Source organism: Actinomadura sp. 3N407 (assembly GCF_052245875.1).
GTDB lineage: Bacteria > Actinomycetota > Actinomycetes > Streptosporangiales > Streptosporangiaceae > Spirillospora.
On record NZ_JBQQBP010000001.1, the window covers coordinates 690,605 to 714,629 of the forward strand.

The following is a 24,025-nucleotide window of genomic DNA, read 5'->3' on the forward strand; positions in this document are numbered from 1 at the left end:
GAGATTCTTATTGGCAGACCGCTAATAGCGTGTTAGAAGGTAACCAGGCACTTATTCATCGGGGGCCGAGCAGCCGGAGGTCGCCATGACGACACGCAGACGGTTCCTTCGAGACGCGGGGCTGGTGGGCGCGGCCACCGCCGGGGCGGTGGCCTTGGGCCCCGTCCCCGCGCACGCGGCGAGCGGACGCAAGGTCGCCGTCCTCGGCGCCGGGGTCGCGGGCCTGACCGCGGCGCACGAGCTGATCGAGCGGGGCTTCGAGGTCGACGTCTACGAGCGTGACGAGCTGGGCGGCAAGGCCCGCAGCATCTTCGTGCCGGGCACCGGGACCGGCGGACGCCTCGACCTGCCGGGCGAGCACGGATTCCGGTTCTTCCCCGGCTTCTACCACAACCTCACCGACAACATGCGCCGGACGCCGTTCCCGGGCAACGGCAAGGGCACCTGGGACAACCTCGTCCGCGCCGACGCCTACATGATGTCGAGGGAGGGGCGGCCCGACCTCACCGTCCCGTTCCCGTTCCCGCTGCCACCGGAATCGCGCATCTGGGACCCGGACAGCTTCCTTGCGACGATCAAGTCGGGCCTGCAGACGGTGGCCAGGCTGTCGGTGACGGAGGCGGCCTTCGCCGCGCAGAAACTGCTGGTCTACGTCACCAGCTGCGACGAGCGAAAGTTCGGCCAGTGGGAGAACATCACGTGGGCCGACTACATCCGCGCCGACTGGTTCTCCGACGAGTACAACAAGTTCATCGCCGACGGCACCATCCGCAACCTGGCCGCCACCAAGTCCAAGGACGCCAGCACCCACTCGATCGCCATGGTCGGCGAGGCGACCGTGTGGAGCATCCTCGGGCTGGGCAACGAGCCCGGCTCGTCGGTCGACCGGGTCCTGAACGGGTCGACGTCGGAGATGTGGCTCGACCCGTGGATCGCGCACCTGACCGATCTCGGCGTCAAGTTCCACGTCGGGCACGACGTCGACTCGCTGGAGGTCTCCGACGGCAAGATCGTCGGTGCGGGGGTCTCGGGCGGCTCGACGATCTCCGCCGACTGGTTCGTCGTGGCGATGCCGTGCGAGCGGACCGCGGGCCTGCTCAGCTCCGACGTCCTGGCGGCCGACCCCTCCCTCGCGGGCATCAGGGCCCTGCGCACCGACTGGATGACGGGCCTGATGTTCTTCCTGAAGAAGAAGCTGCCGCTCGCCCCCGGCCACGTGAACTACGGGGACTCCACCTGGGCGGTCACCTCGATCAGCCAGGAGCAGTTCTGGAAGCGCGACTTCTCCGCCTACGGCGACGGGAGCGTCCGGGACTGCCTGTCGTCCATCATCTCCGACTGGTTCACGCCCGGGACCTTCAACAAGAAGAAGGCTTCGGACTGCACGCCGTCCGAGGTCGCCACCGAGGCGTGGAAGCAGATCAAGGCCCACCTCAACGACGGGGGCGAGGACGTCCTCACCGACGACATGCTCCACTCGTGGTTCCTCGACCCCGCGATCAAGCCGGACGGCTCCGGCGGGGTGACGAACGAGACGCCGCTGTTCATCCAGCAGCCGGGCTCGTGGAGACTGCGCCCGTCGTCCGAGACCGGGATCCCCAACCTGTTCCTGGCCGGCGACTGGGTGAAGACGCCGATCAACGTGACGACGATGGAGGGCGCGAACCAGGGCGGCCGGTCGGCCGTCAACGCGCTGCTGGACGCGGCCGGGTCACGCGCGTCGCGCTGCTCCCTCCACCGGCTGTACGAGTCGCCGCTGTGGACGGTGTTCAAGGCGAAGGACAGGATGCGCTACGCGCTGCGCCTCCCCCATCAGTTCGACGTCCTCGACACGCGCTGGCCCTAACGGAGCGAGCGGCGGGGCGGACGAGATCCATGATCTCGGCGGTCTGGGCGGCCGCGGCGGGAACGCCGGCCGCCCCGGTGATCTCCGCGACCGCCGTGATGCGGACGTCGGCGGCCTTGGCGGCCTCCGCGACCATGTCGTGCAGGACGTCCCAGCCGGCGGAGAAGGGCAGCAGAGCCGTCCCGCCCGAGGTGTCCAGGGCGGTGAGGGCGGTCTCGTCGGCGACGTCGTCCAGGACGGTGCGGACCCGGCGGATCTTGCGGCGGGCGGCGACCCTGGCGCGCTGGCCCGAGCCCGCCTCATCGAGGTGCGCGACTACATCAAGCGGAACGGCTGCTGGCCCATCCAGCCCGTCCTGCCGACGGACGCCGACTTCCTTCAGGGCGCCGTCAACGCGATGAACAGCGTCATCCGGCAGCAGACGACCGCGCACGGCGGCACCTACATCGACCTCGTCACGCCCAGCGCGGGCCATGACGCCTGCCAGTCCGCGTCCAAGCGCTGGATCGAGGGCTACGTCCCGGTCAACCTCGCCGCACCCCTGCACCCGAACGCCCGGGGCGAGGCCGCCTACGCGAACATCATCCACGGTGCCCTCAACGCCTGACGGACCGTAGGCTCTGAGGCCGATGGAGGGGACCTCAGAATGAACGAGCCTATGCGCGCCGGCACCGCCGCTTACGAACAGACGATCCGCTCCACGCTCGGCCTCGCCGCAACCCTCGGCGAGGCCGACTGGGATCTGCCGACCGAGTGTCCCGGCTGGACGGTCAAGGACCAGTTCGCCCACCTCGTCGGAGTCGAACTCGACCTGCTGGGCGACCCGCGGCCCGACATCGACGTCCCCGAGTTCGACCACATCCGCAACGAGTTCGGCCAGGTCCTGGAGAAGGCGGTGCACGTGCGCCGCCCCGTCCCGGGCCCGGCCGTGGCGGCCGAACTGGCGGACGCCCTCGAACGCCGCCTGGCCGAACTTCCCGGCATGGACCCCGACCGCCTCGTCATGTGCCCGGACGGCAGGGAAGGCCCCTACAGCCGCTTCATGCAGTTCCGCGCGATGGACTGCTGGACCCACGAGCAGGACGTCCGCCGCGCGGTCGGCCGTCCCGGAAACCTCGACGCGCCCGCCGCGCACTGCTTCTGGGACCTCCTGAGCGCCGTCCTGCCCCGCGTCGTCGCCCGCGCGGCCAAGCCCGCGCCCGGCGAGTCCGTGGCGCTGAAGATCTCCGACCCGCTCGACCTCCATGTGGCCGTCCGCGTGGACGACGACGGCCGCGGCCACTGGACCGGCCCCGCGGACCCGACGGCCGAGCTGGCCATGACCTGGGAGACCTACGTCCGCCTCACCGCGGGCCGCTGCGCTCCCGGCGCCGTCACCGTCGAAATCACCGGCGACCGGGACCTCGCCACCCGTGTCCTCGCCAACATGGCCATCACCCCGTAGCCGCATCCGGCCACCCGGGGCGGGCGCCTTTACAGAGTGACCTTGCCACTAAACACTGGCGCAGAACACAGGTCACTTTGCCCTCGTTGGGAGGCGCTGCCCCGTGAAACCCGGACTCGTCCGTCGTGTCGTACCACTCGCCGTGGCCGCCGTGCTGGTGAGCCCCATCCCCGCATTCGCCGACGCGCCAAGTGGGGAATGGAGGCACGTCCAGGTCACGGGGCTGGAGAGTCCCGCGCTGTACGGCGTCTCCGCGCCGAACCGGGGGCACGCCTGGGCGGTCGGCAGCCAGGCGTCGGGCAGTGAACCGCTCGTCCTGCGCTGGAGGCACGGCACCTGGACGCCCCAGTCCGTCCCCGAAGGAACGGCGCCCGAACTGGTGGACGTCGACGCGCGCCACCCCGCCGACGTCTGGGCGGTCGGGCAGGGCGGCGGCGACGCCACCGCGAAGTCACTGCACTGGAACGGACGCACGTGGACGGCCGTGCCCCATCCCTCGGAGACGCCCATGGCGGTGTCCATCGATTCCCGGGGTTCCGCCTGGTCCGCCGGAATCGGCGCCGACGGCTCCAAGGTGTTCCGGTACCGCGCGGGGGAGTGGGCCGACCAGGGCCTGACCGTGCCCAGCGGCGCCCTGCTGAACGCCATCGCCGCGCGCACCCCCGAGGACGTCTGGGTGGGCGGCGCGCCTTCGTCGGGCGGCGGAACGGCCCTGTGGCGCTACGACGGCGAGTCGTGGAACCACATGTCGTGGCCGAGCACATGGCCCCACTGGGTTCTGCAGATCGTCCCGGTGGGCCCGGACGACGTGTGGTTCTACACGCTTCCGATGGACCCGCTGTTCTCGGGGCCCGAACTCGTCCACTGGGACGGCAGCGCGTTCACCGCGACCAAGACGCCATCACCGTACGAACGGGTGGGCACGTTCGCCTCCGACGTCGGGTTCCTGGGGGACATCGCGTCCGACGGCCGAGGCGGTATCTGGCTGCAGGACAGCCAGTCCCGGTACTACCGGCACTACGACGGCGCCACATGGACCAACGTGCCGCGTCCCCCCGCCGCCGGCTGGCCCTACATGTACGACCTTGAGCAGATCGGCCGGACCGGCTCGCTCTGGGGCGCCGGCCTCGGCGCCGGGGACCTGCTCAACATCGATCGCTTCCGCTGACCGCGCACCCGGCGGGGTCTCGCGCCAGGCGGCCGAGGCTCCGTCAGTGGTGGCGGACGGCGTCCGGGAAGTGGGAGGCGAGGAGGTCGGGGGACTCCTCGCGGCCGTCGAGGACGCGGTTCGTCCGGTTGACGGCCCGCCAGCCGGCGGGGGTGCGGCGCAGATGCCAGTGGTTGGCGGTGGCGCGGCGCAGGACGAACCCGTCCGGGGTGTCGACGATCATGAGCGTGTAGCCGGCCGCGGTGGCCTCGTCGCCGTCGACGGTGACGTGCGGCGGGCCCGCGAAGTGGGCGCAGCCGCCGGTGATCCAGCGCTGGTGGGGTGCGGAGCGGACCATGGCCTCGATCTCGGCCCGGCCGGTCATCAGGAGTCCGTCCACGTCGTAGACGCCGTCCTCGTCCCAGAGTGCGGCGACGTCGCCGGCGCAGCCGCTGTCGACCAGGGGCCCGTAGGACAGGATCAGCCGGGTGATCTCCCGCTCGTCCTCCAGGGCGCGCAGGCGTCGTTCGATGGCGTCCAGGCGGGATTCGGCAGGGGTCACAGCTTCTCCTCGAAGGTCAGCGCGTAGGTGCCCGCCAGGTCGCGGAGCGCGGCGAGCTGCTCGCGGTGGTGGCCGGGCGACGAGGACGCCAGCCGGACGCCGGCGATCGTGGCGCCCGCCTCGCGCAGCCGTGCCAGCGCGGTGCCGGCGGCGTCCGGGTCGCCGATCGGGTCCAGCGGGCGGGACGGGGCGAGCACCACGTCGAAGCCGGGCGGAAGGTCGCAGGACGCGAGCATCTCCGCGAGCGCGCGCAGGGGGAGACCGAACGGGACCCAGCCGTCGGCGGTCAGCGCACGGCGCAGGGAACGGGCCGTCCGGCCGCCGATCCACAGCGGGACGTGCTCCTGGACGGCGTGGGGTTCCACGACCAGGCCGGAGAAGTCGTAGTGCGTGCCGTGGTATTCGGGCGTGCGGCGGCCGAGGGACGCGCGGAGCGCGGCGAGGGCGTCGTCGGCGCGGGCGCCGCGGCCGGCGAACGGGGCGCCGAGCAGGTCGAACTCCTCCTCCAGGCTGCCGACGCCGAGGCCGAGCGTGAGGCGCCCGCCGCTGACGCGGTCGAGCGTCCCGTACCGCTTGGCGATCGCGAGCGGATGGTGGTAGCCGAGCACGAGGACCTGGGTGGCGAGCCGGATGCGGGACGTCCGGGCGGCGAGATAGCCGAAGGTGGCGAGCGGGTCCCAGTAGGCGCCGCCGCGCTGTGCGGCGGCCTCGGCGGGCACGGCGACGTGCTCGCTGCAGGTCACATGGTGGTAGCCGAGCCGGTCGGCGGTCTCGGCGATCCGGCCGATCTCCTCGATTCCCGCGTCCCGCTCCCACTCGCAGTGGCCGGGTGGCTGCGCCACCACCGGCGTGACGAGGCCGACACGCATCGTTGCTCCCCTCTACGGCAGGAAAACGTTCTATCACGATGCCTCCGGCGGGCCGGGCCTCGATCCCGGCGGTTGAGACCTCACTGACCTGCTAGAACTCGCCCCCCTTCCCATGACAGCAAGCGGTTGCTACATTCACTAAACAAGAATTCATTTCAGTCATGTTCTGGGAGACGCGATGACCGAGGCCATGTTGGAGGCGCCAGCCCCGGCCCGCGGCGAGTCGCCGCCGTCGATGATCGAGCGGATGACCCTGATCCTCGACGCGTTCAACGGGCCGACCGCCCGGCTGACCCTGGAGGACGTCGCGCGCCGCACCGGGCTGCCGCGGTCCACGGCGCACCGCATCCTGGACCAGCTCGTCCGGCAGGGCTGGCTCGCGCACCACTCGTTCGGCTACGGGCTCGGCCGGCGCGCCCTCGGCCTCGGCGGGCAGGACGGCGGGCACGGCAAGATCCGCGAGGCCGCGGCGCCGCTGCTGCACGAGCTGCAGGTCACCACCGGGCTCGTCGCGCATCTGGCCGTGCTGGACGGCGCGGAGGTCTTCTACCTGGACAAGCTCGGCGGGCGGCTCGCCGCGTCCGTCCCGTCGCGGGTCGGCGGACGGGCCCCGGCGCACTGCACCGCGCTCGGCAAGGCGATGCTGGCGTGGCTGGAGCCCGAGCAGGTGGACGCGCTGCTCGGCGCCGGCATCAGCCGGTTCACCAGCCGCACCATCGGCGAGCTGGGCATCCTCCACCAGGAGCTGCACCGGGTCAGGCAGCGCCGCGGCCTGGCGTTCGAGCGCGGCGAGTCGTTCCCCGGCATCGCCTGCGTGGCGGCCGCGATCCGCGGCGCCGAGGGGCCGGTCGCCGGCATCTCCCTGGTCGGCGACATCCGCACGCCGCTGGAGAACGTGGCGCCGCTGGTGGTCACCGCCGCCCGCGAGACGTCGCAGATCCTCTTCCCCGGCTCGTCGTCCCGCGGAGAACGCGCGGGCGGACGTGCCCGGGGCGGTGCCGCCGCCCGGGCGAACCGGGAGACGACGTGGTCGCCGGAGACGATGAACCGGCTGCTCGCCGTCGACGGACGCGGCGACTGGATGTGACGCGCCCCCCTGTGACGCGGCGACCCGTGACGCGGGCTCCGGAGGTGGCGTCAGCCCCAGCCCCACCGGTCGCCCAGGCCCCACGGGTCCGGCGCGATCGGCGCGTCGGGCTCGCCGACGCCGAACCGGCTGCGGAAGAACACCATCGGACGCCGCCAGGCCCCGTCCCGCACCTCGTGCCGCTCGACCGCGAGGACCCGCCCGATCACCACTTCGTGGTCGCCGGCCTCGTGCACGTCGTGCACGACGGCGTGGACGCCCAGCAGGACGTCCGGCAGCGCCGGGGTGCCCCACTCGGACGTCTCCCACTCAAGGCCCTCGAACTTGGCGCCCCGGCTCGACCCGAAGCGTTCGCACAGCTCGCGCTGCTCCTCGCCCAGCACGTTCACGCAGAACCGGCCCGCCGCGCGGATCCGGGGCCACGACCGGCCCCGCTTGTCCGCACAGAACAGGATCAGCGGCGGCTCAAGCGACACCGACGCGAACGACTGGCAGGCGAAGCCGACCGGCTCGCCGCCGTCGAGTGCGGTGATCACCGTCACGCCCGTGGCGAACTCCGCCATCGCCTTGCGGAAGTCCGCGGGGTCGGGCGCGGCGGTGTCGGCGGGCGAGAGTCCGGTGTCGGCGGTGAGCGCGGGCTCGGCTGGCATGTGTTCACCTCGGGGCTCGGTGCGGGACACAATCCCTGTCATCAACGTCCTACTCAACAAAACGTCCAAGGAACAAAATCCACTAAGTGGCATGGACCCACCACCGGTCAAGTGGTCCGGTCCGCCGGAAACGTAGGCATGGCCCGGACGGGACGGCGCGTCCCGATCCCGATGAGTGGAAGCCGGCGCCGGACCGGCCCCAGGAGCGGGCGGTGAGACGTGCGTCCCGCTGATCGGGATCCGCCGGGTGACCTTGCCGCCGCGCGGATTACGTTCCCGTCAAGCCACCCTCGAAGGACTGGGAGATCATGCCCACGGAGCTGACCTACGAGTCGACGCTGCGCGAGCTCGCCACCGACCGGGGCGTCCTGCGCTACCACGAGGCCGGCGAGGGGCCGCCCCTGCTGATGCTGCACGGGTCCGGTCCCGGCGTGACCGGATGGCGGAACTTCCAGGGCAACCTCGCCCGGTTCGCCGAGCACTTCCGGTGCCTGGTCCTGGAGTTCCCCGGTTTCGGGGTCAGCGACCCGACCGACGAGCACCCGATGATGGCGGCCGGCGGCGCGATCGTCCGGTTCCTGGACGGACTGGACCTCGGCCAGGTCGACATGATCGGCAACTCGATGGGCGGGATCATCGGCGCCCAGGCGGCGCTCAGGCATCCCGACCGCGTCCGGCGCCTGGTCACCATCGGGGGGCTCGGGCAGAGCATCTTCAGCCCGTCGCCCGGCGAGGGCATCAAGCTGCTGATGGAGTTCACCGACGACCCGACCCGCGAGGGCCTGGTCCGGTGGCTGCGCTCGATGGTCTACAACCCTCGGCTGGTCACCGAGGAGATGATCGAGGAGCGCTGGCGGCAGGCCACCGACCCCGACACCCTCGCCAGCGCCCGCCGCATGTACGGGTCGAAGGCGATGGCGGCCCGCGCGAAGGCGATGGCGCAGTCGGACGAGCCGCCGTACTGGTCGATGCTGCACAAGCTCAAGGCGAAGACGCTGATCACCTGGGGACGTGACGACCGGGTCAGCCCCGTCGACATGGTCCTGGTGCCGATGCGCACGATCCCGGACGTCCAGGTGAACATCTTCCCCAACTGCGGGCACTGGGTGATGATCGAGCAGAAGTCCGCCTGGGAGAGCGCCGTGCTGGCGTTCCTGACCCGCAAGGACGACGCATGAGCGCGACCCCGGAGTGGGACCACGAGTACGACCTGGTGATCGTCGGCAGCGGAGGCGGTGGGATGGCCGCCGCGCTGGCCGCGCACGACGCCGGCCTGTCTCCGCTGATCATCGAGAAGGGCAAGAGGTTCGGCGGCTCCACCGCGGTCTCCGGCGGCGGCATCTGGATTCCGAACAACCCGACGCTGAAGGCGCGCGGCCACGACGACAGCCGCGAGTCCGTCCGCCGCTACCTGGACCTCCTCACCGAGGGACGCGTCCCGGCGGCGCGACTCGACGCGTTCGTCGACAACGGCCCCGCCGCGATGGAACTGATCGGCCAGAGCAGGTGGATGAAGTTCTTCTGGACGAAGGGCTACGCCGACTACCACCCCGAGTACGAGGGCGGGCGCCCGCTCGGCCGGTCCATCGAGGCCAAGCCGTTCGACACCCGCAAGCTCGGTGAGGACGAGAAGTACCAGCGGCCGAACAGCATGAAGGGCCCGCTCGGCCTGTGGATCACCGCGAAGGACTACCACGACCTCGCGATGGCCAAGCGCACCTGGGCCGGGCGGCGCGCGTCGATGGTCGCGGTGTGGCGCGTGTCGTCCAACATGATCCGCCGCCGCCACATGGCGACCGGCGGCCGGGCGCTGGCCGCCCGGCTGCGGATGGCGCTGAAGGACGCCGGGCTCCCGCTCTGGCTGAAGACCACCATGACCGAGCTGGTCACGGATGAGGACGGCCGCGTCACCGGGGTCGTCGCCACACGTGACGGCGCGACCGTGCGGATCCGCGGCCGCAAGGGCGTCCTCCTCGCGACGGGTGGTTTCGACCACAACCAGGAGATGCGCGACAAGTACCTGCCGAAGGGCGGGCAGCAGGACTTCGCCATGGGCGCCCGCGAGCTCACCGGCGACGGCATCCGCGCCGGTGAGAGTGTCGGCGCCGCGCTGGACCTGATGGACGACGCCTGGTGGATGCCCGCCGTCCGGCACCCGGCGGGGGCCACGATCCCGCTGCTGTCCGAGCGGTGCATCCCGCGATCGGTGATCGTGTCGCAGGACGGCAGGCGGTTCACCAACGAGTCGGCCCCGTACGTCAACTTCGTTCACGACCAGCTCGAAGGCGGGCACGTCCCCTGCTGGTTCGTGATGGACGCCAAGGCCCGCTCCCGCTACCCGTTCGCGCAGATCCTGCCGGGCGCGCCGATTCCGAAGGCGTTCTACGACGCGGGCATCGCGTTCAAGGCGGACACGCTCGAAGAGCTGGCGGGCGAGATCGATGTCCCGGCGGACGCCCTCGCCGCGACCGTCCGGACGTTCAACGGGCACGCCCGCGACGGCAAGGACCCCGACTTCGGCCGCGGCGACTCCGCCTACGACCGCTACTACGGCGACCCGAACCTGAAGAACCCGAACCTGGACGTCATCGACACGGCGCCGTACTACGCGTTCCGGATGGAGGTCGGCGACCTCGGCACCAAGGGCGGCCTCGTGTCCGACGAGCACGCCCGCGTCCTGCGCGGGGACGGGACGGTCATCGAGGGCCTGTACGTGACGGGCAACTCCTCGGCGTCGGTGATGGGCAACGAGTACGCGGGTCCGGGCGCCACGATCGGCCCGGCCATCGTGTTCGGCTACATCGCGGCCCGGCACGCGGCGGCCGCGGACGGGGACCCGGACTGGGACGCGGACGGGGACCCGGACTGGGACGCGGACGGGGACTCGGACGGGAAGGCCGCGGAACGGTCATGACGGGACTCAAGGTGCGGGTGGCGGAGGTCGTCCACGAGACGGCCGACGCCCACTCGCTCGTCCTGGAACCCGGCGAGGGCGACCGGGACCGGTTCGGCTACCGGCCCGGGCAGTTCCTCACCGTCCGGGTCCCGTCCGGGGAAGGCTGGGCGGCGCGCTGCTACTCGCTGTGCAGCTCGCCGGTCGCCGACGACCGGCTGAAGGTGACGGTCAAGCGGGTCGACGGCGGGCTCGGGTCCAACTGGATCTGCGACAACGTCACGGCGGGCGACGTGCTGGAAGTGCTGCGGCCCGCCGGCACGTTCACGCCGTCCTCACTGGACGACGACCTGCTTCTCGTCGCGGGCGGCAGCGGCATCACCCCGGTCATGTCGATCCTCAAGTCCTGCCTGGCCGGCGGGAGCGGCTCGGTCACCCTCCTGTACGCCAACCGGGACGAACGATCGGTGATCTTCGCGGGCGAGCTGCGGGAGCTCACCGAACGGCACCCCGGCCGGCTCACGGTCGTCCACCTGCTGGAGTCGGTGCAGGGCCTCCCGACGCCCGCCGCCCTCCGGTCCCTGGCCGCCCCCTACACCGGGCGGCAGGCGTTCGTGTGCGGGCCGGAGGTCTTCATGGACCTCGTCGCGGAGACGTTCACCGGCCTCGGTATGCGGGTCCACGTCGAGCGGTTCTTCTCGCTGGACGGCGACCCGTTCGAGGAGCCGGACGCCCCCGAGGAGATCGCGGACGACGGGGAGGCCGGCGAGATCGAGGTCGAGATGGACGGCGAGACCCGGACGGTGCCCTGGCCGAAGTCCGAGCGCCTCCTCGACGCGCTGCTGCGCGCCGGCGTCGACGCCCCGTTCTCCTGCCGGGAGGGTTCCTGCTCGGCCTGCGCCTGCGTGGCGCTGGAGGGCGAGGTCACCCTGGACGCCAACACGGTCCTCGACGAGCAGGATCTCGCCGACGGCCTCATCCTCGCCTGTCAGGCGAGGCCGGTCACCGACCGGCTGAAGATCACCTACGACGGCTGACGACACATCACGGGAGACAGGCGATGGCGAACCGCGTGCTTGACACGATCATGGAACGGGCGGACCAGATCCGCGAGCTCGGCCCCGCCAACGAGGCCCTCGGCAGGCTCGACGACAAGGCCGCGACGATCCTGCGCGACGCGGGGGTGATCCGGCTGCTGCAGCCGGAGGCGCACGGCGGCCTGGAGGTCCATCCCCGGGAGTTCGCCGAGACGGTGCTGGGCATCTCCGCGCTCGACGGCTCCACCGGCTGGATCGCCGGCATCGTCGGCGTCCACCCGTGGGAGATGGCCTACGCCGACCCGAAGGTCCGCGAGGAGATCTGGGGCGAGGACCCCGACACCTGGATCGCGTCCCCGTACGCGCCGATGGGCATCGCCCGCCCCGTGGACGGCGGCTACGTCTTCAACGGCCGCTGGCAGTTCTCCTCCGGCACCGACCACTGCGACTGGATCTTCCTCGGCGGCATGCTCGGCGACGAGGAGGGCAAGATGGCGCAGCCGCCGCGGTCGCTGCACCTCATCCTGCCCCGCTCCGACTACGAGATCGTCGAGGACTCCTGGGACGTCGCCGGGCTCAAGGGCACCGGCAGCAAGGACATCGTCGTCAAGGACGCGTTCGTCCCCACCTACCGGACGCTGGAGTACGCCAAGGTCGTGGACGGGTCGGCTCCCCGCGAGGCCGGTCTGACCAACCCGTCCTACCTGATGCCGTTCTCCTGCGTGTTCCCGCTCGGCATCAGCGCCGCGGTGATCGGCATCGCCGAGGGCGCCCTGTACCACCACATGGCCTACCAGCGGAACCGCGTCCAGATCACCGGGACGAAGATCAAGGATGACCCGTACGTGCTGTACGCGATCAGCGAGGCGGCCGAGGAGATCAAGGCGTCCCGCACCGCGCTGCTGGACAACTGCTCGCGCATGTACGACATGGTCGCCGCCGGGCAGGTCCCGACGTTCGCCGAGCGCGCCGCCGGCCGCCGCACCCAGGTCCGCGCGGCCTGGCGGGCGGTGCAGGCGATGAACGAGATCGTCGTCCGGTCCGGCGGGAACGCGATGCGCAACGACAACCCGATCCAGCGGTTCTGGCGGGACGCGCACGTCGGCCTCGCGCACGCCATCCACGTCCCCGGCGCCGTCTACCACGTCTCCGCGCTCACGGACCTGGACATCGAGCCCCCGCAGGGCCCGATGCGCTCCATGATCTGACCGTCCGCCCCCCGTTCAACGGACGAGCTTCGCTCGCATGCCCTTCCCGGAACCGGTGTGCCGGGGCCGTGAGCGCCTTCACGGCCCTCCGTGACCACGAAGCCGGGGTCGAGGTTGAAGGCGCGGACGCCGCGTCCCAGGTACTCGGCGTTGATCGCGCCGGCCAGCCGCCCGAACGCCGCCTTGGACGCCGAGTACGCCACACCCCAGCCGCCCTCACCGGGCGGCCCCGGCGGGTCGCTGGTCGCCGACCCGGAGCACAGGTTGACGATCGTTCCGCCGCCGGCCGATGCCCCGGCTCGCCCCGGTCACCAGCGCGACCTGTCTCTTTGCGGTCATCAGAGGATGATGACACCGGCCGTCCGGCCCGCCGCGCGACTCTCACTGAGCGGGAAGGCCCCGGCGGCGCTCCACACGATTTGACAGGTTGAGCATGGACGGCCGCCGCGCGGGCCGCGCTCTCCAGAGAGGACCGAGGACAGTGACGCAGATCCGAGGGCTGGGATATCTGAAGGTCCAGACCCGCCACATCGACCGCTGGCGCGAGTTCGCCCTCGACGGGCTCGGGTTCGCCGAGGGGAGCGGCTCCGACCCGGACGGCCTCTACCTGCGCATGGACGAGCGCCGGTCGCGCCTGCAGGTGCTGCCCGGCGACTCCGACAGGGTCTTGGCCGTGGGCTGGGAGGTGCGCGACCAGTACGCGCTGGCCGCCGTCCGCGAGGCCGTCGAGAAGTCCGGTACGGCCGTCACGACGCTGAAGCCCAAGGAGGCCGCGGAGCGCGACGCCGAGGAGGTCATCGCGTTCACCGACCCCGGCGGCACCCCGGTCGAGGTGTTCTTCGGCCCGGTGCTCGACCACAGCCCCGTCCGCACCGGTTTCGCGCAGAAGTTCCTCACCGGCGCGATGGGCATGGGCCACGTTGTGCTGCCCACCCCGAACTTCGCCGAGACCGTCACGTTCTACAACGAGGTCCTCGGCTTCCTGCCGCGCGGCGCGATGAAGGTCGGCGGCCCGGTGCGGATCCGTTTCATGGGCGTCAACCAGCGCCACCACAGCCTGGCGATCTGCCCGGCACCGCACGACGGCGACCCGGGCCTCGTCCACCTGATGGTGGAGGTCGACACCCTCGACGCCGTCGGCATCGCACTCGACACCGTCAAGGAGAAGGGCTTCTCCATCTCCTCGACGCTGGGCCGGCACACCAACGACAAGATGGTGTCGTTCTACGTGCGGGCGCCCGGCGGCTGGGACGTCGAGTACGGCTGCGAGGGCATGCTCGTGGACGAGACGTACTACACCGCCGAGGAGATCACCAAGGACAGCTACTGGGGCCACGACTGGTCGGGGTCCGAGCCGCTGGCCGCGTTCACCCCTCCCGGGAAGTGATCGGGTGAACCGTCCTCCAGCCCCCACCGACCACCAATCGATCGACTCGCGGCGTTCCTCGGTCGAGCCGTTCGCGCTGCGCGACATCGGCGAGTTCGACCATGAATGCGACGTGCTCGTCGCCGGTTTCGGCTGCGCGGGCGCCGCTGCCGCGTATGAGGCCGCCCGCGCCGGCGCTGACGTCCTGGTGCTGGAGCGGGCGAGCGGGCCCGGCGGCTCGTCCGCGCAGTCCGGCGGCGAGCTGTACCTCGGCGGCGGCACCGAAGTGCAGAAGGAGTGCGGCTTCGACGACGACCCCGACAACATGTACGCCTACCTGGAGGCGGCGCTCGGCCCCAACGCCGACACCGAGAAGCTCCGGCTGTACTGCGACGGGAGCGTCGAGCACTTCGAGTGGTTCCGCGAGTGCGGCGTCACGTTCAACCCCAGCCTCTACCCTGCGCCCGTGTGGATGCCCTTCTCCGAGGACGGGCTGATGTGGCTGGGCGAGAACTCCTGGCCGTACAACACCATCGCCAGGGCCGTCCCGCGCGGGCACCGTCCGGCGGCGCGCGGGTTCGGCGGTCAGGTGCTGATGGAGAAGCTTTCCGCCGCCGCCACCGACGCGGGAGCCGTCACGCACGTCGACACCGTGGCCACGAACCTCGTCCTGGACGAGGACGGCCGCGTCGCCGGTGTGGTGGCGCGCCGGTACGGCAAGCAGGTCACCTTCCGCGCCCACCAGGCGGTGGTGCTCACGACCGGCGGGTTCGTCGACAACGAGGAGATGCTGGCCGACCACGCGCCGGTGCTGCTCGGCCACGACAAGGTCAGCGACGGCCTCGACGACGGCTCCGGCATCCGGATGGCGACCGCGATCGGCGCCGCCACCCGCCGCATGTCCGTGGTCGAGATCGCGCTCACCGCGCTGCCCGCGATGGTGTGCCGCGGCATGCTCGTGGACGGGATGGGCCGCCGCTTCCTCAACGAGGACGTCTACCCGGGCCACTGGAGCGTCCACGCCGTCAGGCACCAGCCCGGCCCCTACTGGACGATCATCGACGAGGAGGGCTACGAGTCCGTCCCCGAGCCCGACCGGTGGGGCGTGCTTCCCAAGTACGTCACCGAGACCCTGGCCGAGCTGGAGGAGTCGCTGGGCATGCCCGCCGGGTCCCTGGAGACCACGGTCGAGACGTACAACCGGCACGCCGAGAAGGGCGAGGACCCCTACTTCCACAAGGACCCGAAGTGGCTGCGGCCGCTGAAGTCCCCGTTCGCGGCGATCGACCCCGCCGCGGGCTTCTTCGGCGCCGGCGGCACGGGCAAGGGCACCGGCGCGGGCGGGTTCACCCTCGGCGGGCTGCACACGACCGTCGACGGCGAGGTTCTGAACAACTCGGGCGAGCCGGTGCCCGGCCTGTACGCCGCCGGCCGTGCCGCCTCCGGCATGCACGGCGAGGGGTACATCAGCGGAACGTCCCTGGGCGACGGCACGTTCTTCGGCCGCCGCGCGGGCCGCGCCGCCGCCGCACTCGAAAAGGGCCCCGAATGAAGTACGCCGTCCTGCTGCCCGTGGCGGCGGGAGTCACCGCCGATCCCGCGTGGATCGGCGCGTACGTCCAGCACGCCGAAGCCCGCGGCTTCGAGTCGGTCGGCGCGGTGGAGCACGCGGTGGTGGCGAGCGGCTATTCGAGCGTCTACCCGTACGACGAGTCGGGCCGCATGGAACTGGCCGACGACCTCGACATCCCCGATCCCCTGGACCTGCTGGCGTACCTCGCCGGCCGGACGTCCCTGATCGGGCTCGCCACCGGCGTGCTCGTCCTGCCCGACCACCACCCGGTCGTGCTCGCCAAGCGGCTCGCGACGATCGACGCGCTGTCCGGCGGACGGCTCCGGCTGGTCGTCGGCATGGGCTGGATGCGCGAGGAGATCGAGGCGTGCGGCGCCGACTTCGACTCCCGCGGACGCCGCGCCGACGAGCAACTCCAGGTGCTGCGCAAGCTGTGGGCCGACACCGCGCCCGAGGGAGCCACGCACGACGGGGAGTTCTTCCGGTTCAAGGGGGCGATGAGCTACCCGAAGCCCGTCCAGGCGGGCGGCGTGCCGATCCACGTCGGCGGCCACACCAAGGCCGCCGCCCGCCGCGCCGGCCGCTACGGCGACGGACTTCAGCCCCTGGGCGTGGCCGGCGACGAACTCCGCGCCCTGGTCGCGCTGATGCGAGAAGAAGCCGAGGGGAACGACCGCGACCCGGACGCTCTCGAACTCACCCTCGGCCATTCCCTGTCGGCCGTCACCCCGGAGAAGTCGGAGAAGCTGTCCGCCCTGGGAGCGGGCCGTCTCGTCCTACGCGGCAAGCCGACCAAGGACCTGAACGAGGCGCGGGACGAACTCTCGGCGTGCGCCGACCGCCTCGGCCTGCCATGACGCTGGGGACCGGCGACCGGGTCGAACTCCTCGACCTGGTCGCCCGGTACGCGCTTTGCGCCGACCGCCGCGACCTCTCCGGTCTCGCGGACCTGTTCACCGACGACGGCGTCCTCGTCCTGCCGGACCCGCCCCGCTCACTCGGCCCGGTACGGACCTTCTCGGGACGGGACGAGATCATCGCGGCCCTGTCACCTCTGAACGACGTCCCGGTGACGTCCCACGAGATCGTCGGCCAGGTGCTCGATGGAGTGACCGGGCACATCGCCTGCGTCGCCCACCACCTGACGGAGCGTGAGGAGGGCAGGCCGTCCGACCTGGTCTGGCACCTCCGCTACACCGACACCTACCGGCGTTTGAACGGCACATGGCACTTCGCCCGGCGAGAACTCCAGATCGACTTCATCGAGACCAGAACCGTGCGGAGGTGGCGCGTTGCCTGAGGACGCCCGGGTCAGCGTGGTCACGGGCGGGGCGCTCGGCATCGGCGGGGCGATCTCCCGCCGCCTGGCCGCCGCCGGCGACCTGGTGATCCTCAACGACATCGACGTGGACGCCGCCGCCCGTGCCCGCGCCGACATCGGGGCAGCCGGAGGCCGCTGCGTCACCGTCATCGGCGACATCGTCGAGGACGAGACGATCGAGAGGGTGACGGCCGCAACGCGGGGCCGCGTGGACGTCCTGGTGAACAACGTGGGCGACTTCCGCCCCGCGTCCGCGTCCTTCCAGGACAGCACACCGGCCCAATGGCAGCGCCTTTACGAACTGAATCTCCTGCACGTCTTCAAGCTCACCCACGCGCTGCTCCCCACCATGGTCGAGCAGCGCTCCGGCAGCATCGTCAACAACTCCACGGTCGAGGCGTTCCGCGGCATCCCGCAGCACCCGGTGTACTCGGCGTTCAACGCGGGCGTATCCGCCTTCACCCGCAGCCTCGCCGTAGCGGTCGGCCGCCATGGCATCCGCGTCAACGCCATCGCCCCCGACCTCGCCAACACCGAGCAGACCCCGGTCGAGTGGATGCGGCGCGGCTACGACGAGGGCCTGGAACACACCTGGGTCCCCCTGGCCCGCTTCGGTGAACCCGACGACTACGCCGCCGTCGTCGCGTTCCTCGCGTCCGACGACGCCCGCTTCGTCACCGGCCACACGATCCCGGTCGACGGCGGCACCCTCGCCGCGTCCGGCTGGTTCGTCCGCGCCGACGACCAGGGCTGGACGAACCGACCCCACCGCGCCTAGGGAGTGCCATGCCCGCGCTGCACGACGACCGCCCCGCCCGCGAGGTCACGTTCGCCGAACTCGTCGCGGCCCGCGCGGACGACGACCGCACGGCCCTGAACTTCGAGGACGCGTCCTGGACGTGGCGCGAGATCGTCACCGAGGCCCGCCGCCGCGCGACACTGGCCCGCGCCGCGGACGGCCACGTCGGCCTGTTCCTGGAGAACGGCCCCGAGCACCTGTTCTGGCTTCTGGGCTCAGCGCTGGCCGGCGTCCCGGTCGTCGAGTTGAACCCGACCCGCCGAGGCGCCGAACTGGCCCGCGACATCACCCACACCGACTGCGCGCTCCTGGTCACCGAGACGTCCCGCGCTCCTTTGCTCGAAGGACTGGTGGACGTGCCGACGCTGACCATCGACGTCCCCGGCTGCACCGACCGCCTGGCGAAGACCCTCCTGGCGGACCTCGACTCCGTCAGCCCCGAGACGATCTTCTCCCTGGTCTTCACCTCCGGGACGACATCGGCCCCCAAGGCGGTGATCTGCACCCAGGGCCGGCTCGGCCGGATCGCCGTCCAGCAACGCGACCGCCGCGCCCTGACCCGCGACGACGTGTTCTACGTCGTCATGCCGATGTTCCACTCGAACGCCCTGATGGCCGGAATCGCCCCCGCCGTCGCAACAGGCGGCCGCATAGCCCTCCGCCGCAAGTTCTCGGCCTCCGGGTTCCTCCCGGACGTCCGCCGCTACGGCGTCACGTTCTTCAACTATGTCGGCAAGCCCCTCGCCTACATACTGGCCGTCCCCGAAAAGCCGGACGACGCCGGCAACACGCTCCGCATCGCCTTCGGCAACGAGGCGGCCGAGCGCGACATTGCCGAGTTCACCCGCCGCTTCGACTGCACCGTCATCGACTCCTACGGCTCCAGCGAAGGCGAGATCCGCCTCAACCGCGTCCCGGGAACACCGCCCGGCTCCCTCGGCGTCGCCGAGCCGGGCACCGTGGTCATCGACCCGGAAACCCTCCAGGAGTGCCCGCGCGCCGAGTTCGACGAACACGGCACGCTCCTCAACGCCGACGAGGCCATCGGCGAGATCGTCGACACGATGGGCGCCGCGAAGTTCGAGGGCTACTACAACAACCCCGAGGCGACGGCGAAACGCGTCCGCAACGGCTGGACGTGGTCGGGCGACCTCGCCTACCGCGACGCCGACGGCTACTGGTACTTCGCCGGCCGCGACGACGACTGGCTACGCGTCGACGGCGAGAACTTCGCAGCAGCCCCCGTCGAACGCCTCCTAGCTCGCTACGAGCCCTTCACAGACGTAGCCGTCTACGCCGTCCCAGACGAACACGTGGGCGACCAGGTGATGGCAGCCGTCACCCTAGCCGCCGATCGAACCTTCGACCCGGCGTCCTTCACGGCCTTCCTCAAGGCCCAACCCGACCTCGGCACCAAGTGGACGCCCCGCTACATCCGCATAGCGGACGCCCTACCCCGCACCCCCACCAACAAGGTCATCAAACGCCCCCTGCGCGCCGAAGCCTGCAACACAACAGACCCCCTCTACGAACACCACAACGGCACCTACGAACTCCGGTCCACGTGACCTACCGGCTGTCCCCGCCGACCTGGCGCTCGTACTCGTCCCACTGGCCGATTGACTCGATCAGCACGTCTTCGAGCTGTTCGGCCGCCGCCCGGTACGCCTGGGCCCGTCCGGCGCACATGCCCGCGTCACGTATCCGACCGTGCCGCAACCAGACCCGCGACCGCGTTGCCTCCATCTCCGCCAGGATTCACCACCATCAGCCCACGCGCGCCGGATGGTTGACGGCGGGGCGGGCAGAGCGGAGTATCGGTACTGCCGCATGCAAGTCGACGCATGCGCCTGTGCCGGAGGTCAGCATGGCTCTGGAGTTCTACGGCAAGGACGACACCAGCAAGAACCAGGGTTCGCCCGCCGTCTTCCTGGATCGCGCAAGAGGCGACCTTGTGCTTCAGGGTGGACGGAGAACGATGAGGCCGTGCTGGCTGAGATCTCTTCCTGCAGTCGCACGGCCGACGACGAGTCGTCGGTCCGAATTCCCGCGCGCATGAAGCCGATGATATTGAAGGCATTGGAGGCTCTCGATGGGGACGCCGCTGACCAACGAGAAGTTTGAAGACCTTCTCGCCGCGGCGACCAGTTCCGCCGTCCATCTGGAGTTGCGCGACGCCTATATGGCGGATGCTTCGTTCGCGCAGTGGCTTGAAACCGGCGTCGTGTCCCCTGATGTCAACGATGCATGGTGGATATCGACCGTCGGTAAGGCGGTCGCGAGAGGGGTCAGGGTTCAGCGGGCGCGGATTGTTTCCGAGCCGCTCTCTTCATACAGTCGCTGGCTCTGGGAATGTACGGCCCCGGTCAACTTGAAGGCAGGGGAACAAGTGCGATGGCTGCCACGCCATCTAACCGCCGGTCTTTCTGTTCCTCCCGCCGATTTCTGGGTTTTCGACTCCGCTGTTCTCGTATGGAACCACTTCGCCGGTGATGGCGAATGGGCCGGTAACGAAGTGACGCGTGACCAGTCCCTGGTCATGCAGTCCTCCGCCGCCTTTGCGGCCGTGTGGGAACGAGCGATCGACCACGGCGAGTACCGGCCTTCCTGACCTCCACCCATGCCGGTCCACCCTTCATCGTCCATCCAACAGGCTCGGGAGTCGCTGGCCGCCCGACTGCGAGAGATTCGCTTGGATGCCGGTCTATCGGCCAGGGAGGTGGCAGCCGCATGCGGCTGGCACGAATCCAAATGCAGCCGAATGCAGAACGGAAAGCAGGCCGTCGCGGATTCCGACATCAAAGCATGGTGTGCGGCGTGTGGATCAGATGAGCGGGTCGCGGCGGAACTTGTGTCGATCAACCGTCAACTCGACTCCGCATACGTGGAGTGGCGGCGAATGCAGCAAGGTGGCCTGAAAAGGCTTCAGGATGCTGTGATGCCGCTATGGGAGCAGACCACAAATTTTCGGATCTACGAGCCTGGTGTTGTGCCGGGTTTCTTCCAAACCCATGGCTATGCCTGCGCCCTACTCGCTCGGATAGCAGACTTCTTCTCACTTCCAGATGACGGTGATGAGGCAGCCATGGCAAGGATTGAACGAGAGCGACTGCTCTACGCAGGCGGTCACCGCTTCGCGGTCGTCATTGAGGAATCGGTGCTACGCACCAACATTGGTGACGTCGATGTAATGAGCGGCCAACTCGGCTATCTGCTCGATATAATGACGCTGCCATCGATATCACTCGGAATTATTCCATTCTCGGCTATCCGTGATATGTGGCCGGTGGAGGGGTTCTGGATTCTGGATGAGCAGCAGGTCGTCATCGAGACCGTTACCGCAAAGATCACGGTGAGGTAGGCCGGCGAACTGGACCTGTACCGGAGGACCTTCTCCGAGCTCTCCTCGATGGCCGTTCATGGCAGGGATGCTCGCAGGCTGATCACCGACGCGATCGCCCGCCTCTGAAGATCGTGTGCAAGTTCACGCAAGCATCTGGCGTGGTCGGTGGACAGCTTTCTAGTGTCCTGGTCAAGAGCTTCCGGGACCGAGTGGCGGGACAGCCGCCGCACGTCAACTGGTGATGAGGAGCAGCCCATGTCCGTAACGGCAGCGCATCCGACTCCGATGGTCACCGACCCCAAGAGGCTGATCAGCGACGATCTGTTCGGTCGGCTGGTCTCCCTGGAATCGCTGAAGGGGGAAACGCTGCTGCATTACGACCTGCACAGCGGGAACCTCCTCACCGCTAATCAGGAGACTTACGTTATTGATTGGTCGTTCGCGTGCCGGGGACAGCCATGGATCGATGCCGCGCTGCTCGTCCCCCGGCTGATCGAAGCAGGACAGAGCCCTGCGGCAGCGGAAGCGCTCGTCACAGCGCACCCCGGGTGGAGAACGGCCCCGGCCGACGCCGTCACCGGCCTCGGCGCATTGTGGACGATGTTCCGCGAATACAAGGCCATGCACGGGCCAGCGGCCACACGCGACTTCCGTGCCAGAGCGGCGCGAGCGGGTCGAGCCTGGATCGCCTACCGGACAGAATGACGGAAGGCGCGGTTGCGCATTACTTGGACGCAGCGGACGTTCGTCAAGGCTGCTCCGAGGTCTCTCCGGGCGAGGACGGCCAGGAGGTTTCTGCGTTTGTGTAGGAAGGTGACGTCGTCCAGCAAATGGGTCGCCCGCCGACAAGGTTGACTGCAAATTCCATGCCAGGTCGAGGATGAAAGTCATCCCCGACCTTGCCCCCGCGTAGGGAAGTGTCCGAGACCGTCCGTGAGCTCCTTGTCGTTCGGGCGCTGCGACGGGGGCGGGGCTGATGGGTCCGGCGGACGTGTGCCGTGTTGTTGTGGAAAGTTTGGTTGTGATCATCGGCGGGTGCGGGAGGGCGTGCGGGTGTCCAGCGAGAAACTGAAGCCGCTCCAGGCGGACGACGCGAAGCGGGTCGGTGAGTACCGGCTGCTGGCGCGGCTGGGGGCGGGCGGGATGGGCCGGGTTTACCCGGGTCGCTCGAAGGGCGGACGGCCGGTCGCGGTCAAGGTGATCCACCCGCACCTCGCTGAAGATCCGCAGTTCCTGCGGCGGTTCGAGCAGGAGGTCGCGGCGGCGCGGCGGGTCGGGGGCATTCACACCGTGCAGGTGGTGGACGCCGACACCGGCGCCGATCCGCCCTGGCTCGTGACCGAGTACGTCGCCGGTCCGTCGTTGCAGGAGGCCGTCGGCGAGTACGGGGCGTTCTCCGAGGAGTCGGTGGCGGGACTCGGTGCGGGCCTGGCCGAAGGGCTGATGGCGATCCACGAGCGCAACGTGGTCCACCGTGACCTCAAGCCCGGCAACGTGCTGCTCGCTCAGGACGGGCCCCGCATCATCGACTTCCGTGCTCGTCCAGGGCGGGGAGCCTCCGCTGCCGGAGCCGGTCACCACGATGATCGCCACTCGGGTGGCGGAGACCGAGGTGCTGCTGCCATCGCTGCGGGACAGGCTGGGAAAACCGCCGCGGGTTCCCTGGCCCGGACGTCCGGGGTCCGCGCTGGCCGCGGGAGCGGCGGCGGTGGCGGGTGTGCTGCTGGTCGCCTTCGCCGTCTGGGCCATCGCGGACGGCGGGAACGAGCCCGTCGGATCGGGTGCCGCCGCGCAGGTGACCACCTCCCGGACATCCGATGCCCCCCAGTCGCCCCTATCACCGACGTCCAGTTCCGAAGTTCGCGGGCGTTCGGCGGCCAGCCGTTCCATCACCGAGATCCACCGGATGCCGGACACGTCGGTGTCGTGCGGCGGGAACCACGGGAAGATCGCGAACTGCCCGGTCTCCACCAGGTCGCCGGTGAACAGCACTCCGGCGTCCGGGACCGTGATCACCTGGTCGCCCCTGCTGTGCGCTCGGCCGGTGGGCCGGAGCCGCACCGTCCGTCCGCCCAGGTCGAGGTCGTAGGAGTCGTCATAGACGACGTCCGGGGCGGGCACCTCGACGCCCTCTAGCCGCCGGGCGACCGGCTCGCCGAGCCCCCGGAACATGCCGAGGTAGCCGGCGCCCTTCGTGGACAGGTCCTCCGCCTGTGCCCTGTTGACCAGATACGTCGCCTCTTCGGCGAACGTTCGCGCGCCGAATGCATGCTCGGGGTGGAAGTGCGTGGTGGTCAGGTACAACTTGCGGCCGGCCGCGTAGTCCGCCGCGAACTTGAGCACGGTTTCGGCGTTCCCCGTGCCCAATCCCGTCTCGACCACCAGCACCGAATGCGTGCCGCCGATGACGCCGATGTTGGGCACCAGCTGCACCCGCCGGTTCGGGACGACCACCAGATCGTGAGCGATCTCCTGCACCTCCGTGATCTGGACGACGGGCTCGGGGTACGGGTATTCGTCCATGGCAACGACTCCTCACAAGACGGGCGGGCCGGATTCGTTCCAGTCCAGCGCGTGGCCGGCGGCGGCGTCCAACACCGAGTCCGCACACCCGATACTCCGCGGGTATCGTCGCCGGTGATGGACCTACGCTCGCTGCGCTACTTCGTGGCCGTCGCCGAGGAACGCCACTTCGGCCGCGCCGCCACCCGCCTGCACATGACCCAGCCGCCGCTGAGCCGGGCCGTCAAGCGGCTGGAGAGGGATCTCGGCGCCGTTCTGCTTCGGCGCTCGTCCGCGGGAGTCACGCTCACCGCCGCCGGGGCCGCCCTCTACGACGAGGCGCGAACGCTGCTGGAGCAGTCCGAGCAGGCACGAACC

24 protein-coding genes and 3 pseudogenes are annotated in these 24,025 nt (G+C 70.2%); 20 read left to right on the forward strand and 7 right to left on the reverse strand.

What is annotated here, in order from left to right; all coding sequences use genetic code 11:
* The first annotated feature begins 85 nt into the window (after positions 1–85).
* The 4 genes from ACTWPP_RS03250 to ACTWPP_RS03265 all read left to right on the forward strand — a co-directional run bounded on the left by ACTWPP_RS03250 (position 86) and on the right by ACTWPP_RS03265 (position 4,458).
* Complete coding sequence (locus ACTWPP_RS03250; protein WP_443102533.1) at positions 86–1,846, forward strand: hydroxysqualene dehydroxylase; 1,761 nt, start codon at positions 86–88, stop codon at positions 1,844–1,846.
* A gap of 139 nt (positions 1,847–1,985) precedes the next feature.
* Positions 1,986–2,453: a GDSL-type esterase/lipase family protein gene (locus ACTWPP_RS03255; protein WP_443102534.1), complete on the forward strand. Its 468-nt coding sequence runs from the start codon at positions 1,986–1,988 to the stop codon at positions 2,451–2,453.
* Positions 2,454–2,492: 39 nt separating this feature from the next.
* Positions 2,493–3,290 (forward strand): maleylpyruvate isomerase family mycothiol-dependent enzyme, encoded by a 798-nt coding sequence (locus ACTWPP_RS03260; RefSeq protein WP_443102535.1) that lies wholly within the window; start codon positions 2,493–2,495, stop codon positions 3,288–3,290.
* A gap of 103 nt (positions 3,291–3,393) precedes the next feature.
* Positions 3,394–4,458, forward strand: a complete 1,065-nt coding sequence (locus tag ACTWPP_RS03265; protein ID WP_443102536.1) for a hypothetical protein — start codon at positions 3,394–3,396, stop codon at positions 4,456–4,458.
* Positions 4,459–4,501: 43 nt separating this feature from the next.
* Here ACTWPP_RS03265 and ACTWPP_RS03270 read toward each other — a convergent pair whose 3' ends face one another.
* On the reverse strand, positions 4,502–4,999 hold the full coding sequence (locus ACTWPP_RS03270; protein WP_443102537.1) for a nuclear transport factor 2 family protein: 498 nt from the start codon (positions 4,997–4,999) through the stop codon (positions 4,502–4,504).
* Entirely contained in the window at positions 4,996–5,868 is an 873-nt protein-coding gene (locus tag ACTWPP_RS03275; RefSeq protein WP_443102538.1) for a TIGR03619 family F420-dependent LLM class oxidoreductase, read from the reverse strand. Before ACTWPP_RS03275 ends, ACTWPP_RS03270 begins: the two co-directional genes overlap by 4 nt.
* Before the next feature lie 178 nt (positions 5,869–6,046).
* Here ACTWPP_RS03275 and ACTWPP_RS03280 point away from each other — a divergent pair, with 178 nt between their 5' ends.
* A complete protein-coding gene (locus ACTWPP_RS03280; protein ID WP_443102539.1) occupies positions 6,047–6,955 on the forward strand; it encodes an IclR family transcriptional regulator in 909 nt (302 codons plus the stop codon).
* A gap of 50 nt (positions 6,956–7,005) precedes the next feature.
* On the opposite strand, the gene ACTWPP_RS03285 is transcribed toward ACTWPP_RS03280, so the two are convergent.
* Positions 7,006–7,605, reverse strand: coding sequence for a flavin reductase family protein (locus ACTWPP_RS03285; RefSeq protein WP_443102540.1), 600 nt, complete (start codon positions 7,603–7,605; stop codon positions 7,006–7,008).
* Positions 7,606–7,913: 308 nt separating this feature from the next.
* Between ACTWPP_RS03285 and ACTWPP_RS03290 the strand changes: the two genes are divergently transcribed.
* The 4 genes from ACTWPP_RS03290 to ACTWPP_RS03305 are packed head-to-tail and all read left to right on the forward strand — an operon-like array spanning position 7,914 to position 12,743.
* The gene (locus ACTWPP_RS03290) at positions 7,914–8,783 is read left to right on the forward strand and encodes an alpha/beta fold hydrolase (protein WP_443102541.1); all 870 of its coding nucleotides are present in this window, start codon (positions 7,914–7,916) and stop codon (positions 8,781–8,783) included.
* A complete protein-coding gene (locus ACTWPP_RS03295; RefSeq protein WP_443102542.1) occupies positions 8,780–10,519 on the forward strand; it encodes an FAD-binding protein in 1,740 nt (579 codons plus the stop codon). The genes ACTWPP_RS03290 and ACTWPP_RS03295 overlap by 4 nt, the downstream gene beginning before the upstream one ends.
* Positions 10,516–11,535, forward strand: coding sequence for a 2Fe-2S iron-sulfur cluster-binding protein (locus ACTWPP_RS03300; RefSeq protein ID WP_443102543.1), 1,020 nt, complete (start codon positions 10,516–10,518; stop codon positions 11,533–11,535). The genes ACTWPP_RS03295 and ACTWPP_RS03300 overlap by 4 nt, the downstream gene beginning before the upstream one ends.
* A gap of 23 nt (positions 11,536–11,558) precedes the next feature.
* Complete coding sequence (locus ACTWPP_RS03305; protein WP_443102544.1) at positions 11,559–12,743, forward strand: acyl-CoA dehydrogenase family protein; 1,185 nt, start codon at positions 11,559–11,561, stop codon at positions 12,741–12,743.
* On the opposite strand, the gene ACTWPP_RS03310 is transcribed toward ACTWPP_RS03305, so the two are convergent.
* Positions 12,674–13,015 carry a hypothetical protein gene (locus tag ACTWPP_RS03310; protein ID WP_443102710.1) on the reverse strand — a complete coding sequence of 114 codons (342 nt, stop codon included), beginning with the start codon at positions 13,013–13,015 and terminating at the stop codon, positions 12,674–12,676. The two genes, ACTWPP_RS03305 and ACTWPP_RS03310, sit on opposite strands and share 70 nt — an antisense overlap.
* The gene (locus ACTWPP_RS03315; protein ID WP_443102545.1) at positions 12,960–13,082 is read right to left on the reverse strand and encodes a hypothetical protein; all 123 of its coding nucleotides are present in this window, start codon (positions 13,080–13,082) and stop codon (positions 12,960–12,962) included. The genes ACTWPP_RS03310 and ACTWPP_RS03315 overlap by 56 nt, the downstream gene beginning before the upstream one ends.
* A 142-nt stretch (positions 13,083–13,224) precedes the next feature.
* On the opposite strand from ACTWPP_RS03315, the gene ACTWPP_RS03320 reads away from it, so the two are divergent.
* Genes ACTWPP_RS03320 through ACTWPP_RS03345 form a run of 6 tightly spaced genes read left to right on the forward strand, consistent with a single transcriptional unit; the run spans position 13,225 to position 19,370 of the window.
* Positions 13,225–14,130, forward strand: coding sequence for a VOC family protein (locus ACTWPP_RS03320; protein WP_443102546.1), 906 nt, complete (start codon positions 13,225–13,227; stop codon positions 14,128–14,130).
* Positions 14,131–14,134: 4 nt separating this feature from the next.
* Positions 14,135–15,661, forward strand: a complete 1,527-nt coding sequence (locus ACTWPP_RS03325) for an FAD-dependent oxidoreductase (protein ID WP_443102547.1) — start codon at positions 14,135–14,137, stop codon at positions 15,659–15,661.
* On the forward strand, positions 15,658–16,539 hold the full coding sequence (locus ACTWPP_RS03330; RefSeq protein WP_443102548.1) for an LLM class F420-dependent oxidoreductase: 882 nt from the start codon (positions 15,658–15,660) through the stop codon (positions 16,537–16,539). The genes ACTWPP_RS03325 and ACTWPP_RS03330 overlap by 4 nt, the downstream gene beginning before the upstream one ends.
* The gene (locus tag ACTWPP_RS03335) at positions 16,536–16,982 is read left to right on the forward strand and encodes a nuclear transport factor 2 family protein (protein WP_443102549.1); all 447 of its coding nucleotides are present in this window, start codon (positions 16,536–16,538) and stop codon (positions 16,980–16,982) included. The genes ACTWPP_RS03330 and ACTWPP_RS03335 overlap by 4 nt, the downstream gene beginning before the upstream one ends.
* Positions 16,975–17,781: an SDR family NAD(P)-dependent oxidoreductase gene (locus ACTWPP_RS03340; RefSeq protein ID WP_443102550.1), complete on the forward strand. Its 807-nt coding sequence runs from the start codon at positions 16,975–16,977 to the stop codon at positions 17,779–17,781. Before ACTWPP_RS03335 ends, ACTWPP_RS03340 begins: the two co-directional genes overlap by 8 nt.
* An 8-nt stretch (positions 17,782–17,789) precedes the next feature.
* Positions 17,790–19,370 (forward strand): AMP-binding protein, encoded by a 1,581-nt coding sequence (locus ACTWPP_RS03345; RefSeq protein ID WP_443102551.1) that lies wholly within the window; start codon positions 17,790–17,792, stop codon positions 19,368–19,370.
* Between the two features lies 1 nt (position 19,371).
* Here the strand turns inward: ACTWPP_RS03345 and ACTWPP_RS03350 are convergent, their stop codons facing one another.
* A complete protein-coding gene (locus ACTWPP_RS03350) occupies positions 19,372–19,548 on the reverse strand; it encodes a hypothetical protein (protein WP_443102552.1) in 177 nt (58 codons plus the stop codon).
* 346 nt (positions 19,549–19,894) lie between these two features.
* On the opposite strand from ACTWPP_RS03350, the gene ACTWPP_RS03355 reads away from it, so the two are divergent.
* The 4 genes and pseudogenes from ACTWPP_RS03355 to ACTWPP_RS03370 all read left to right on the forward strand — a co-directional run.
* Positions 19,895–20,413, forward strand: coding sequence for a DUF6879 family protein (locus tag ACTWPP_RS03355; protein WP_443102553.1), 519 nt, complete (start codon positions 19,895–19,897; stop codon positions 20,411–20,413).
* A 9-nt stretch (positions 20,414–20,422) separates the two neighbouring features.
* Entirely contained in the window at positions 20,423–21,163 is a 741-nt protein-coding gene (locus tag ACTWPP_RS03360; RefSeq protein WP_443102554.1) for a helix-turn-helix domain-containing protein, read from the forward strand.
* A gap of 267 nt (positions 21,164–21,430) precedes the next feature.
* Positions 21,431–21,850 carry a phosphotransferase family protein gene (locus ACTWPP_RS03365; RefSeq protein ID WP_443102711.1) on the forward strand — a complete coding sequence of 140 codons (420 nt, stop codon included), beginning with the start codon at positions 21,431–21,433 and terminating at the stop codon, positions 21,848–21,850.
* A gap of 438 nt (positions 21,851–22,288) precedes the next feature.
* Positions 22,289–22,618, forward strand: a pseudogene (locus ACTWPP_RS03370) (protein kinase domain-containing protein); the annotation flags it as partial.
* Between the two features lie 456 nt (positions 22,619–23,074).
* Here the strand turns inward: ACTWPP_RS03370 and ACTWPP_RS03375 are convergent.
* Positions 23,075–23,668: pseudogene (locus ACTWPP_RS03375) on the reverse strand (MBL fold metallo-hydrolase); the annotation flags it as partial.
* A gap of 117 nt (positions 23,669–23,785) precedes the next feature.
* Between ACTWPP_RS03375 and ACTWPP_RS03380 the strand changes: the two are divergent.
* Positions 23,786–23,956: pseudogene (locus ACTWPP_RS03380) on the forward strand (LysR family transcriptional regulator); the annotation flags it as partial.
* Positions 23,957–24,025 lie beyond the last annotated feature (69 nt).

Coding starts and splice junctions, on each gene's coding strand:
- ACTWPP_RS03360 (WP_443102554.1), top strand. CDS start 20,423: ATGCCGGTCCACCCTTCATCGTCCATCCAACAGGCTCGGGAGTCGCTG.
- ACTWPP_RS03295 (WP_443102542.1), top strand. CDS start 8,780: ATGAGCGCGACCCCGGAGTGGGACCACGAGTACGACCTGGTGATCGTC.
- ACTWPP_RS03285 (WP_443102540.1), bottom strand. CDS start 7,605: ATGCCAGCCGAGCCCGCGCTCACCGCCGACACCGGACTCTCGCCCGCC.
- ACTWPP_RS03355 (WP_443102553.1), top strand. CDS start 19,895: ATGGGGACGCCGCTGACCAACGAGAAGTTTGAAGACCTTCTCGCCGCG.
- ACTWPP_RS03250 (WP_443102533.1), top strand. CDS start 86: ATGACGACACGCAGACGGTTCCTTCGAGACGCGGGGCTGGTGGGCGCG.
- ACTWPP_RS03260 (WP_443102535.1), top strand. CDS start 2,493: ATGAACGAGCCTATGCGCGCCGGCACCGCCGCTTACGAACAGACGATC.
- ACTWPP_RS03345 (WP_443102551.1), top strand. CDS start 17,790: ATGCCCGCGCTGCACGACGACCGCCCCGCCCGCGAGGTCACGTTCGCC.
- ACTWPP_RS03335 (WP_443102549.1), top strand. CDS start 16,536: ATGACGCTGGGGACCGGCGACCGGGTCGAACTCCTCGACCTGGTCGCC.
- ACTWPP_RS03290 (WP_443102541.1), top strand. CDS start 7,914: ATGCCCACGGAGCTGACCTACGAGTCGACGCTGCGCGAGCTCGCCACC.
- ACTWPP_RS03350 (WP_443102552.1), bottom strand. CDS start 19,548: ATGGAGGCAACGCGGTCGCGGGTCTGGTTGCGGCACGGTCGGATACGT.
- ACTWPP_RS03315 (WP_443102545.1), bottom strand. CDS start 13,082: ATGACCGCAAAGAGACAGGTCGCGCTGGTGACCGGGGCGAGCCGGGGC.
- ACTWPP_RS03275 (WP_443102538.1), bottom strand. CDS start 5,868: ATGCGTGTCGGCCTCGTCACGCCGGTGGTGGCGCAGCCACCCGGCCAC.
- ACTWPP_RS03330 (WP_443102548.1), top strand. CDS start 15,658: ATGAAGTACGCCGTCCTGCTGCCCGTGGCGGCGGGAGTCACCGCCGAT.
- ACTWPP_RS03300 (WP_443102543.1), top strand. CDS start 10,516: ATGACGGGACTCAAGGTGCGGGTGGCGGAGGTCGTCCACGAGACGGCC.
- ACTWPP_RS03280 (WP_443102539.1), top strand. CDS start 6,047: ATGACCGAGGCCATGTTGGAGGCGCCAGCCCCGGCCCGCGGCGAGTCG.
- ACTWPP_RS03305 (WP_443102544.1), top strand. CDS start 11,559: ATGGCGAACCGCGTGCTTGACACGATCATGGAACGGGCGGACCAGATC.
- ACTWPP_RS03365 (WP_443102711.1), top strand. CDS start 21,431: ATGGTCACCGACCCCAAGAGGCTGATCAGCGACGATCTGTTCGGTCGG.